The following is a 9800-nucleotide window of genomic DNA, read 5'->3' on the forward strand; positions in this document are numbered from 1 at the left end:
CGGAGAAGGAGATCGCGCGCCGGCTCGAGGTCGGCATCGGACTCACCTCACCCGAACTCGCGACGCTGATGGCACACGTCAAGCTGACGCTCAAGGACGAACTGCTGGAAACCGATCTGCCGGATCAACAGGTATTCGCCAGCAAGCTGCCGCGGTATTTCCCGTCGCAGCTGCGGGAACGGTGCGGTCCGGCGATCCGCACGCATCAGCTGCGGCGGGAGATCGTGACCACCATGCTGGTCAACGATCTGGTCGACACCGCCGGCATCAGCTACGACTACCGAATCACCCAAGACACCGGGGTGGGTCCGGTGGATGCGGTACGCACCTACGCCGCGACCGACGCCATCTTCGGGATCGGGCAACTGTGGCACAGCATTCGCGCGGCCGGGGTGCCGATCGCGGTGTCCGATGAGATGACGCTGGATACCCGTCGGCTGATCGACCGCGCCGGGCGCTGGCTGCTCAACTACCGCCCCCAACCGTTGGCGGTGGGCGCCGAAATCAACCGATTCGCAGGGAAAGTGGCAGCGCTGACGCCGCGGATGTCGGAGTGGCTGCGCGGTGACGACAAGGCGATCGTGGAGAAGGAAGCCACGGAATTCGTCAAACAAGGCGCGTCAGCGGATCTCGGCTACATGGTGGCCGCCGGCCTGTACCGGTACAGCCTGCTCGACATCATCGACGTCGCCGACATCGAGGACCGTGAACCGGCCGAAGTCGCCGACACCTACTTCGCGCTGATGGACCGGCTCGGAACCGACGGTCTGCTCACCGCGATATCCGAGCTTCCGCGCGCCGACCGTTGGCACTCGTTGGCGCGCTTGGCAGTTCGTGACGACATCTACTCGTCGCTGCGCTCGTTGTGTTTCGACGTGCTCGCCGTCGGCGAACCGGAGGAAACCGGCGAAGAGAAGATCGCCGAGTGGGAGCACACCAGCGCGTCGCGAGTGGAGCGGGCACGGCGCACGCTGAGCGAAATTCACGAAAGCGGCCAGAAGGATTTGGCCACACTCTCGGTGGCGGCGCGCCAGATTCGCTCGATGACGCGCACCAGCGGGCGAGGAGCAGCAGGTTGACGCCTGGATTCGTCGCGGCTGTTCCGGTCCGTTGGTCGGACATCGACATGTACCAGCATGTCAACCACGCGACCATGGTCACGATCATGGAGGAGGCCCGCGTCCCGTTTCTCAAACCGGCTTTCGAGTCAGACATCCTTGAAATCGGGCTGCTGATCGCGGACGTACGTGTCACCTACAAAGGTCAACTGCGGCTGGTTGATTCACCGCTGCAGGTCACTATGTGGGTAAAGCGTTTGCGGGCAGTCGATTTCACGCTCGGCTACGAAGTGCGTTCGGTGAGCGCCGATCCGGAGTCGAAGCCTGCCGTGATCGGCGAGTCGCAACTGGCCGCGTTCAACATCGACGAGCAGCGACTCGTTCGTCTGGCGCCGCATCACCGGGAATACCTTCAGCGGTGGTTGAGATAGCCGAGCGGGGCGTCTGGCTGGGACCGGAATCCGTCGCCGCCCATCGCGCCGATTTGGCCGCGTTCGCCGAGCGGGCGGCGCGACTCGATGCCGCCACCGTCGTCCGGTTGCGGACACGTTCGCCCGGGGAATTCACTGCCTGGGCGTCGACCGGCCTGGACGTGCTGGCCAGCAGGGTGGTGTCCGGAATCGTCCGACCCGACGATTTATCCGTTGGCGCAGACGAACTGGCGCGCGGGTTGGCTGCTGTCGACAGCACGGGTTACGTCAATCCGGGCTTTCCGATGGATTCCGCGTGGCGGGGAGTACTGCCACCGGACTCGGGCTTCGCCCACCTCGACGATGTGCCGGCCCGCCTGATGCTTGATTTGGCTCAGCGTGGCGGGCAATTGGCCAAGGAGCACAGCAGCGCTCAGGGCCCGCCGGTGTCGCTGCTGGACCAGGAGGTGATCCAGGTCAGCTCGGCCGAAGGCAGCGTCGGCGTCCCGATGCGATGTGTATTCGCGCTGACGGCAATGGGTTTCCTGCCGCAGTCATCCGAGGCTGTCGGTCCCGACGAGATCGTGCGGGTCCGCGTGCTGCCGGCTTGGTTGCGCATCGATGCGCGATTCGGTTCGGTGTACCGGCGCCGGGGCGATCCGGCGCTGGTGCTGCGTTGACCTATCTCACGGCTGATAGCGCAACCACAGCGGCAGGACGTCGTGGAGATGGTCCATGAACTTTTTCAGGCCCACTCGATATTCGACGTACCCGAACCGGTCGACCGCTCGCTCGGGAAACGCAATGCCGACACCGAACAACCCGGGAGCCAGAATGCCATTGGTGGGGTTGTAGTCCAGCTGACCCCATTGCCTCGTCTCCGGCAGCGTTCTGCGCTCAAGACCGACGGTGTACACCGCGCTATCGCATTCAGCGAGCTTGTCCTCGAACTCCGCACCATCGACCAGACACCGCTCCAGACGGTCCGGAAGCACACCGTCGATGTTCTCTCGCGCCCAAACAGCCGCTCGCCCCTTGAGGCCGGAGTCATCGAACAGAATCCAATCATCAAGATAAATAGCGTATTTGAGCGGGCTACGATAAAAGTTGATCACTTTCGCAACCGGGTGACGCAGCAGATGCGGCAACACGATCATCGACGAGTGCGACGATCCGAACACCGCCACCGTCGCCTCGTCCAACGGCTGCGCGGCGAGCTTCTCGGGGTCGAGCGCGACCTCTAACGGGATCTCTTTCAGCTGAGGGTAATTGAGCTTCTTGGGCGTCGCGCCGACGGCCAGGATCACATTTGTGGACGTCAGTTCCTGTTGTTCTGTTTCGATACGCCACCGTCGTTGTGCCAACGAGAGTGCAGTTGCGGTGGCTTCCACCGTTATCACCTGCTCGCGCAACTGCTCGGTGATCCACCGCAGTGGGTCGGCGACCAGGGCGAGCGCGCAGGTTTCTTCGGTGTCTATTTCCGTCAGTGGCATCGGGGGCGCGTCGGAGAACCGAAATGCGTTAGCGTCGTTCAGATAACTGAGGAAGAAGCCGACTTGAGTGTTGCTGGAAACCGATCGCCACTTCGCGCCGATATCGCCCGCCCCGAAGGCCGGATCGATCCAGGCAATGTCCTTTCCGGCTATACCGTGATCGAGCAGTTTTCCCACCGCCGCGATGCCCGCAGGCCCCGCGCCGATGACTGTCCACTCGTAAGTCACTGGTTATGTATAGGGATCGGCGTCGCCATGCGCTACCGGCCGGATGACGAGGCCAGCCACGCTGCGGCGTTGGCCGGCAACATCCCGTCGATCGTCGGCGCGCTGGCCAGCAAGACTTCGCCGCTAGGCAGCGGTAGCGGCCGATTGCCGGTGTTGAGCACGCAACGCAGCCCGCCGCCGTGGCGGACGAACGCCAGCGCGTCGGGAGCGATATCCAGCCAATCGATACCCTCGCCCGCGAATTCTGAGCGGCTACGGCGTATTTCGAGCGCATGCTGGAAGAACGACAGTGTCGAGTCGGCATCCGCCAGTTGCTTTTCCACGGTCAGTGCCGCCCAGTCCGGCGGCATCGGCAACCAGGTGTCCGCGGAAGCCGAGAAACCGAACGGGGGAGTGTCGCCGCGCCACGGAATAGGGATGCGGCATCCGTCGCGGCCGCGGACGGTATGGCCGGACCGTTCCCACGTCGGATCCCGCAGCGCTTTGTCGGGCAACTCAACATTGGCCAGGCCCAATTCCTGGCCGTTGTAAAGGAACACCGCGCCGGGCAGGGCGAGCGTCACCAGGGCCATCGCACGCGCCCGATCCAGCCCGACCGTGCCGCCACCGTAGCGGCTGGGCGCCCGTACGACGTCGTGATTTTCCAACGTCCATGTGGGAGTGGCTTTTTCGATCGCAGCGGCGGCCAGGGTGTTGTCGATCGAATGGTGGATCTCGGTGATGTCGAATTCGGCTCGCACCAGGCGGAAATTGAAACCCAGGTGCAACTCGTCGGCGCGCAAGTACTCGGCCCAGCTGGCATTGTCGAAAACCCAGACCTCGCCGATGGTCACCGCCTCGGGATAGTCGTCCATCACCCCGCGGATATTGCGGTGAATCGCATGCACATTGGGATGGTTGAACCGCGGGTCACCGTCGCTGAGCATCCGCGGCCGCATCTCGACATCGGAGTCCGGAAGACCTGGCGGTTTGGCCATCCCGTGTGCGACGTCGATGCGGAAGCCGTCCACGCCGCGCTCGAGCCAGAACCGCAACGTCTTCTCGAGATCGTCGAAGACCTCCGGGTTGTCCCAGTTGAGGTCCGGCTGCTCGACGTCGAAAAGATGCAGGTACCACTGGCCCGGATTACCGTCCGGCTCGACCACCCGGGTCCAGGACGGTCCGCCGAAAACGGACTGCCAGTTGTTCGGCGGCTCCGCGCCACCGGGCCCGCGACCGTCCCGGAAGATGTAGCGGTTCCGCGCGGCGCTGTCGGGTGCGGCGGCCAGTGCCTCCTGAAACCACGGATGCGCCGAGCTGGTGTGGTTGGGCACCAAGTCCATCGTGATCTTGATGCCGCGCTCATGCGCCGCCGCGATAAGTCGTTCGAAAGCCCCCAAGTCGCCGAACAGCGGATCGATGTCGCGCGGATCAGCGACGTCATAGCCGTGGTCGGCCATCGGGGACACCATGATCGGGCTGAACCAGATCGAGTCGACGCCCAGCCGCTCCAGATAGTCCAGCTGTGCCGCCACGCCGTTGATGTCACCGACGCCGTCGCCGTCGCTGTCGGCGAACGACCGCGGATACACCTGATAGAACACCGCGTCCGTCCACCACCGCCCCTGTCGATGTGAGGTCATCAGAACTCCGAGTTGACGAGGGAATGCGCGGCCATTTCCAGGTAGTCGAGCAACGCCTTGCGGTGCACGTCGTCGAGGGTCGCCGAGTCAACGGATGCGACCGCGGTATGCATGCAGCGCAGCCAGGCGTCGCGCTCGAACGGGCCGATCTGGAACGGCGCGTGCCGCATCCGCAGCCGGGGATGGCCGCGCTGATCGGAGTATGTCCGCGGGCCGCCCCAGTACTGCTCGAGGAACATCCGGAGCCGGACCTCGGCGCCCGCGAGGTCATCTTCGGGGTAGATACGCCGCAGAATTTCGTCCTCGGCGACCAGCTCGTAAAAGCGCGACACGATCGCATGGAACGTGTCTGCGCCGCCGACAGCGTCGTAGAAGGTCTCTTGTGGTTGTTCCATCGCCTCCATTGTGGGCCATGCCCAGAGGGGGCCGCTGAGCGACGTATGAACCTTGGCCGCGGACGTGGCAACCGGCTGTTCACCGGATTGACCAGCGGGCACCGGCAATTTGGCGTGCGCTGGCTGGCGAATCGTGGTGGACTGTCTGGCGGAGGACGTATGGCGCAGCGCAAACGCCGCCACCACAGTTCGGGTGCCGCGGCAGGCCTCACCGGGCCCGCGACCGGTTCGACCCTGCATAGCGTCCAAACCGTGGACACGCATCCGCCCGTCGCCCACGACGGCGGATCGATCTGGAATCGCCGGCGGGTGCTGCTGCTGAACTCCACCTACGAGCCGTTGACCGCGTTGCCTGTCCGGCGGGCGATCATCATGCTGATCTGCGGCAAGGCCGACGTCGTGCACGACGACCCGACCGGGCCGGTCGTCCACTCGACGTCCAGATCGATCGCGGTGCCCTCGGTGATCCGGCTGAAGACGTTCGTCCGGGTGCCCTATCGGGCCCGTGTCCCGATGACGCGCGCGGCGCTGATGCATCGCGACCGGTTTTGCTGCGCGTACTGCGGGGCCAAGGCCGACACCGTCGACCACGTGGTGCCGCGCAGCCGCGGCGGCGATCACTCGTGGGAGAACTGCGTCGCGTGCTGCTCGACCTGCAACCATCGCAAGGGCGACAAGTCGCTGGCCGAGCTGGGCTGGTCGCTGCGCTGGGCGCCGACGCCACCCAAGGGGCAGCATTGGCGACTGCTCTCAACCGTCAAGGAGCTCGACCCGTCGTGGGCGCGATACCTCGGCGAAGGCGCGGCCTAGCCATTCGCGAATCGACTCTCACTCCATCGCTTCAGGTGGCTGGGAACCAGTTTGCGACGATTTTGGCGATTTCGATGTAGAGCGGGATCCCGATGGTGACGTTGTAGGAGAACGTCAGTCCCAGCGATGCGGCAAGGGGCAGGGTTGGGCTGGCTTCGGGGATCGCCAAGCGCTGCACGGCGGGTACCGCGATGTAGGACGCTGAGCCGCAGAGCACGGCGAATAAGACGTAGGTTCCTGGCTCGAAGTTGGTGTGAGTGAGGTAGGCGTAGGTGTGGGCAACGATGATTCCCAGTGGCGCGAAAAGGTTGGGTGCCAGTAGGCCGAAGAAGATGAACCCGCGGCCGGCGGATTTGAGGTCCCGCAGTTTGCGAGCGGCTGTCATGCCCATTTCGAGCAGGAACAGGCAAAGCGCGCCTTGGAAGGCGGCGATGAAGAAGACATCGTCGTCGTGGGTGACTTTGTGTCCCTGCAGCCCACTGATGAAGCCGATGGTGATGCCGCCGAAGAGCAGAAGCAGGCCGGGGTTCAGGAAGACCTCGCGCAGCAGTTGGCGGGAGAGCAGCGGCGGCTTCTTGCCGGTCTCGTCGACGCCGTCGAGTGTGCGCCGTTGCCGCTGGTCCAGCGAGAAATCCAGCTGCTGGGCGATTCCGCGGTCGCCTTCGGTGTCCAGCTGCTGCCCGGGACCTGGCTGGGCCGCGGCGCCGGGCGCAAACCTCGCCGGCGCCGGTGCGGTGTAGCCGTGCTCACCGGGCATGTTGCCGTCCGCGTCCATCCCCTTGTCCCGCAACCGTGCCACCAGAAACAGTGCCACCAGACAGCCGGGGACCTCCATCACGGCCAGCATCACCGGCATGTACGCGTCGAAGGCCATTCCCACGCTGACGAGAATCGCCACGCAGGTGGCAAAAGTTCCGGCCGAGTCCGACCCGTAGTACCCGGCAACGGTGGCCTTGTCGACTTGGTGCAGCCGGGTCAGCCAGTTCAGAAGGAGGTAGGCGAGCACACCGATCACAAAGTTCGAGGCGAAGCCGACGACCATGAATCCCGCGATGTCACCGACGCTTGACGCCTTGATCGCGGCGAGTTCTTCACCGCCGTGCCAGCCGATGGCCAACAGCAGATACATCGTCAGGCCCTGGTAGATCACATAGGGAAACTCGAAGTCCACCTTGAGGAGTGGGAGCAGAAACCCGAAGTAGAAGAACAGCAGCAGCGGTTTGAACAGATTATGCTCGAAGTTTTGCAAGAATTCATGTACCATTTGCCTTAGCCTCGTTTCCATTATCACGTTGGGGGGCAACGCGTTTCGTCTCGCTGTCAACGTGGGTGATGAGCGTTTGGGGTCGGGTGTGCAGACGAGGCGTTCAGCTTCGTCGTCGTCACGCAGTGGCTTGAGATCGACAAGCATGGGCGCAGCGAACTGGATCGCTGTGGTGCCGAGTGGCTCGGTACCCGAAGCGATGTATTGGCGGAGCCAGTTTGGCTGGCGTAGGGATCGGCGCCTCGGCGATCGTGGCAACTAGTCTGGGCGAATCGTTGCCCGCAGCCGGTCAGCGTCTACGTACCCCTGGCGCGCCAGGGTCGGTGCAGTCGGCGATGAAGATAGCCGCCCACGTCGCGGTTGCGCTGTAGCACAGCAAGCTCCCATCCGTGCCGACAGTATGGGCTTTTCAGATCCAGAGTCGTTGCGACCGGATCGGTTGCGTCTCGATGAAGCTGACGGGTCGCGGAGCGATGCGACATATGTGCTGAGAGTGGATCGTAGTCGAACTCGCGCACTATCTGCTGCCTATCCAGGACAACTGCAGCGGCCGCTGTCGGACCACGGGACATGGTGCTAGTACAACATCTGAGCAGAAACTACGCGATTCGCCTGGGAGATCGGCTGTCAGCTGCTGAGAATTCGCTGGGAGACAAGCTTGTGCGCCACATCTCGCGCCATAACGGGACTTTGAATCCAACTGCCCCCGCCGGCCGCCGGTGGGATACGGTTTGCGTCGTGAGCACGATGGAAATCCATGCGTTGTTTCTGGGCATCCCGTTGTTGCTGGTAATCCTGCTCGTGGCGATGATCTGGTCACGCAAGGGTCCGCACCCGGCGACCTACAAAATGTCGGAGTCCTGGACGCATCCCCCGATCCTGTGGGCCGCGACCGACGAGGTCGTCGGCCACGGCCACGGCGGTCATGCTGCATCCGAGTTCAGCGTGGGAGGTGGCGCGAGTGGCAAGTGGTGAGGTCGCAACCCTGAAGCACCCCGAGCTGGCCCACGGCTCGGCGATCACGACCAGTGGACGGATCTCGGGCGTCACCGAACCCGGTGAAGTCTCGGTGCACTACCCGTTTCCCATCAGCGATCTGGTCACCCTTGACGACGCACTGACCTACGGGTCGCGGGCCGCCGGAGCGCGGTTCGCCGTCTACATCGGTGACCTGGGCAGCGACACCGCAGCGCGGGCGCGCGAAATCCTGGCCAAGGTGCCGACGCCGAACGATGCGGTGCTGATTGCCGTCTCTCCGAATCAGCATGTGATCGAGGTGGTGTACGGCTCCGGCGTTCGTGGCCGCGGGGCCGAATCGGCTGCGCCGCTTGGGATAGCCGCCGCGGCGCCGGCGTTCCAGGAGGGCAACCTGATCGACGGACTGGTCAGCGCGGTCCGCGTGACCAGCGCCGGCATCTCGCCGGCTTAGCCCGCTACCGCCCGGTCAGGTCACGGCTGCGCCGTCGAACTGACGCGCGCGCAGCGACCGCTCGATTCCGGCGCGGCCCTCGAGCACCAGGCGGCGCAGCGCTGCGGGCAGCTCCGGATCGGCGAGAAACGCGTCGGCCGCGGCGAGGCCGTCGTCGCTGATGTCCCACGAGGGGTACAGGCCGACCACGACCGTCTGCGCCACCTCACTGGACCGGCGTTCCCATATGCCGCGGATCGCAGCGAAGTAACGCGCACCGAACGGCTTGAGCAGCTCAGCCTGACCGGGTTTGACGAAACCGGCGATGATCGATCGCGCGGTGATGTTGGCCAGCGCATCGTCTTCGGTGACCGTCGTCCACGCCGACTCCTTGACCGCCGCCTGCGGTCGCGCCGCAGAGGCCTGCGCGCCGAAGCGTTTACCTGCCGCGGTGGGGTCGCGCTGGACCTCGGCGTCGATGAACGGCGTTGCCGGGCCGTCGGCGTCGATCTCGCCGGCGGCGGCCAGCGCCGTCACGATCCGCCAACGCAGATCGGTGTCGATCGACAGCCCGGCCAAACCTAACTCGGCGGGGTCGTGATCGAGGAGATCGGCCAGGACCACCACGTGCCGCGTCGACAACACCGACGTGCACAGCGCGTTGACGAACGCCAGCTGATGATCCGATCCCGTCGCCGCGGCGCGGGCCAGCTCGAGTAGCCGGTCGGCGAAAGCCGGCCAGCCTTCCGACTGCGCCCACTCCGGGTTGGCGTAAGAACCCAGCGCGGTCTGGGCCTGCAGGAGCAACCGTTGCGCAACCCCGACCTCGGTTTCGCCCTGAATGCCGCCAGCGACCAGCGACACGAAATCGCGGGCCCGCAGCTCGGCGTCGCGAGTCATCTCCCAGGCGGCCGACCACACCAATGTTCGGGGCAACGGTTCGGCGATGTCGGCGATGCGGTCCAGCGCCGTCTGCAATGAGCCGGGGTCCAGCCGCAGCGAGCAGTAGGTCAGATCATCGTCGTTGACCAAGACCAGCCTGCCAGCCGAAATGCCAACCAGCGCAGCAACGTCCGTGCTTGCGCCGCTGATGTCGAGTTCTTCGCGATGGG

Annotated in this window: 10 protein-coding genes and 1 pseudogene; 6 read left to right on the forward strand and 5 right to left on the reverse strand. The window is 64.7% G+C overall.

Annotated elements, in window-relative coordinates:
* The 3 genes and pseudogenes from VGH54_RS19570 to VGH54_RS19580 form a co-directional block, all read left to right on the forward strand.
* A pseudogene (locus VGH54_RS19570) lies at positions 1-1079 on the forward strand (NAD-glutamate dehydrogenase); the annotation flags it as partial.
* Positions 1076-1489: a thioesterase family protein gene (locus tag VGH54_RS19575; protein ID WP_331513732.1), complete on the forward strand. Its 414-nt coding sequence runs from the start codon at positions 1076-1078 to the stop codon at positions 1487-1489. The pseudogene VGH54_RS19570 and the gene VGH54_RS19575, both read left to right, overlap by 4 nt.
* Positions 1477-2148, forward strand: a complete 672-nt coding sequence (locus tag VGH54_RS19580; RefSeq protein WP_331513733.1) for a hypothetical protein — start codon at positions 1477-1479, stop codon at positions 2146-2148. Before VGH54_RS19575 ends, VGH54_RS19580 begins: the two co-directional genes overlap by 13 nt.
* 6 nt (positions 2149-2154) lie before the next feature.
* Here the strand turns inward: VGH54_RS19580 and VGH54_RS19585 are convergent, their stop codons facing one another.
* From VGH54_RS19585 to VGH54_RS19595, 3 genes are read right to left on the reverse strand one after another with little or no spacing between them, the layout of a single operon-like run.
* Entirely contained in the window at positions 2155-3189 is a 1035-nt protein-coding gene (locus tag VGH54_RS19585; RefSeq protein ID WP_331513734.1) for an FAD-dependent oxidoreductase, read from the reverse strand.
* A 32-nt stretch (positions 3190-3221) separates the two neighbouring features.
* Positions 3222-4811 (reverse strand): glycoside hydrolase family 13 protein, encoded by a 1590-nt coding sequence (locus VGH54_RS19590; RefSeq protein ID WP_331513735.1) that lies wholly within the window; start codon positions 4809-4811, stop codon positions 3222-3224.
* Positions 4811-5215: a globin gene (locus VGH54_RS19595; RefSeq protein WP_331513736.1), complete on the reverse strand. Its 405-nt coding sequence runs from the start codon at positions 5213-5215 to the stop codon at positions 4811-4813. Before VGH54_RS19595 ends, VGH54_RS19590 begins: the two co-directional genes overlap by 1 nt.
* Before the next feature lie 150 nt (positions 5216-5365).
* On the opposite strand from VGH54_RS19595, the gene VGH54_RS19600 reads away from it, so the two are divergent.
* A complete protein-coding gene (locus tag VGH54_RS19600) occupies positions 5366-6016 on the forward strand; it encodes an HNH endonuclease (RefSeq protein WP_331513737.1) in 651 nt (216 codons plus the stop codon).
* Between the two features lie 31 nt (positions 6017-6047).
* Here the strand turns inward: VGH54_RS19600 and VGH54_RS19605 are convergent, their stop codons facing one another.
* Positions 6048-7280: a sodium-dependent bicarbonate transport family permease gene (locus VGH54_RS19605; protein WP_331513738.1), complete on the reverse strand. Its 1233-nt coding sequence runs from the start codon at positions 7278-7280 to the stop codon at positions 6048-6050.
* Positions 7281-8027: 747 nt separating this feature from the next.
* Between VGH54_RS19605 and VGH54_RS19610 the strand changes: the two genes are divergently transcribed.
* Both VGH54_RS19610 and VGH54_RS19615 read left to right on the forward strand, forming a co-directional pair.
* Complete coding sequence (locus VGH54_RS19610; protein ID WP_331513741.1) at positions 8028-8255, forward strand: hypothetical protein; 228 nt, start codon at positions 8028-8030, stop codon at positions 8253-8255.
* Positions 8242-8709, forward strand: coding sequence for a DUF5130 domain-containing protein (locus VGH54_RS19615; RefSeq protein ID WP_331513739.1), 468 nt, complete (start codon positions 8242-8244; stop codon positions 8707-8709). Before VGH54_RS19610 ends, VGH54_RS19615 begins: the two co-directional genes overlap by 14 nt.
* A 15-nt stretch (positions 8710-8724) precedes the next feature.
* On the opposite strand, the gene VGH54_RS19620 is transcribed toward VGH54_RS19615, so the two are convergent.
* Positions 8725-9800, reverse strand: a 1076-nt coding sequence (locus tag VGH54_RS19620) for an ERAP1-like C-terminal domain-containing protein (RefSeq protein WP_331513740.1), incomplete at its 5' end; no start/stop codon positions are given.

This window comes from Mycobacterium sp. (genome assembly GCF_036488105.1).
Classification (GTDB): domain Bacteria; phylum Actinomycetota; class Actinomycetes; order Mycobacteriales; family Mycobacteriaceae; genus Mycobacterium.